This window comes from Oleiphilus sp. HI0066 (assembly GCF_001635725.1).
Window position 1 is genome coordinate 1 of the sequence record NZ_LWFH01001858.1, and the last position, 971, is coordinate 971.

The following is a 971-nucleotide window of genomic DNA, read 5'->3' on the forward strand; positions in this document are numbered from 1 at the left end:
CGAACCGTAACTTTGAAGGTCGTCAAGGCTTTGGTGGCCGCACGCACTTGGTAAGTCCTGCGATGGCAGCAGCTGCTGCAATTGCCGGTAAGTTTGTTGACGTTCGCGAATTTGTAAGCGCATAGGGGAGGCGAGAGAGATGAGAAAGTTTACTGAATTAAAAGGCCTTGTTGCTCCGCTTGATCGTGCCAATGTTGATACGGATATGATCATTCCTAAGCAGTTTTTGAAATCTATCAAACGCACTGGCTTTGGTAAGAACTTGTTTGATGAGTTGCGTTACTTAGATGAAGGCAAGCCAGATCAAAGCTGTGAAGGTCGTCCATTAAACGAAGAATTCGTTTTAAACCAAGCGCGCTACCAAGGTTCAAGCGTGTTGATAGCACGTCAAAACTTCGGTTGTGGTTCTTCGCGTGAGCACGCGCCATGGGCTTTAGATGATTACGGTTTCCGTTCTGTGATCGCGCCAAGTTTTGCGGATATTTTCTTCAATAACTGTTTTAAAAATGGCTTGTTGCCGATTGTGTTAACAGAAGAGCAAGTTGATCAGCTAGTCAATGAAGTTGAAGCGACTGAAGGCTATGAGTTGGATATCAATCTTGATGCGCAAACTGTGACAACGCCAAGCGGTGAAAGCTTTAGCTTTGAAATCGATGCATTCCGTAAGCACTGCTTGTTGAACGGTTTGGATGATATTGGCGTGACGCTAGAGAGCGAAGAGAAGATTAAAGAATACGAAGCACGTCGTCGCCAAGAAACGCCTTGGTTGTTTGATGCGATTCAAGGTGCTTAATAAGCGCAAGCACGCGAAAGAATTTGAAAGTTTATTGGAAAGTTAGATATGTCTAAAAAAGTTTTGTTATTGCCAGGTGATGGCATTGGTCCTGAAATCGTTGCGGAAGCAGAACGCGTTCTTGATCTTGTAAATGATAAGTTAGGTCTTGGTCTAGAGACTGACCATGCTTTGGTTG

At 44.3% G+C, this 971-nt stretch carries 2 protein-coding genes and 1 pseudogene; all 3 read left to right on the forward strand.

Translation table 11 applies throughout. From position 1 onward, the window contains the following. The coding region (locus A3738_RS30275) for an aconitase family protein (RefSeq protein ID WP_156504576.1) at positions 1-125 on the forward strand (125 nt) is incomplete at its 5' end. A 14-nt stretch (positions 126-139) separates the two neighbouring features. Next, the gene (gene leuD, locus A3738_RS28680; RefSeq protein ID WP_068475469.1) at positions 140-793 is read left to right on the forward strand and encodes a 3-isopropylmalate dehydratase small subunit; all 654 of its coding nucleotides are present in this window, start codon (positions 140-142) and stop codon (positions 791-793) included. A 48-nt stretch (positions 794-841) separates the two neighbouring features. Then, positions 842-971 (forward strand): annotated as a pseudogene (locus A3738_RS30280) (isocitrate/isopropylmalate family dehydrogenase); the annotation flags it as partial.